Here is a 584-nt window from a genome sequence, read left to right as displayed (position 1 = left end):
TCTTCCACCGCACCGTCTTCGCTGTCCGTAGCCGCACTAATCTCCGCTACGTTCACCAGGTCTTCTCCGTCCGTGCCGGCGTCTACCGTCAGCAGGATCGTCAGCGTAGTGCTTGCACCCGGAGCCAGTTCACCGGCGATCGCGGCCGTAGCCGTACCGTCACCATTGTCCGTCCAGATCGCACCGTCGTTGTTGGCGCTGAAGCTCAGACCCATCGGGATGTAATCTGTTACCTCAATGTTAGCTGCCGTGACTTCACCCTGGTTCTCTACCGTAATCGTGAACGACACTTCATCACCCGGCATGACCATGAACTCCTGACCCGCACTCAGTGCTTTGGTCAGCGCAAGGTCGAACTCGCCGATGGAAATCAAGGCGGGGTCAGCGTCATCTTCGTCCGTGTTGGGATCCGTGTCGCCGGGAGCGCCACTGCCGTCACCACTGGTGACATCATCAGAAGGCGTACCTACGGCACCACCAGCGTCGTTACCGTCATCGGTGTCCGGCGTAGAGTCGATGTCTTCCACCGCACCGCCTTCGCTGTCCGTAGCCGCACTGATCTCGGCTACGTTCACCAGGTCTTC

At 59.8% G+C, this 584-nt stretch carries 1 protein-coding gene; it reads right to left on the bottom strand.

The annotated features are described in order from the left end of the window. Positions 1–584: DUF11 domain-containing protein (locus E1J53_RS23870; RefSeq protein WP_134274854.1), on the bottom strand; the 584-nt coding region annotated here is incomplete at both ends.

This window comes from Lewinella sp. W8, from assembly GCF_004375085.3.
GTDB lineage: Bacteria > Bacteroidota > Bacteroidia > Chitinophagales > Saprospiraceae > Neolewinella.
The sequence above is the reverse complement of the archived record's forward strand: the minus strand, read 5'-3'. Positions and strand labels throughout refer to the sequence as shown.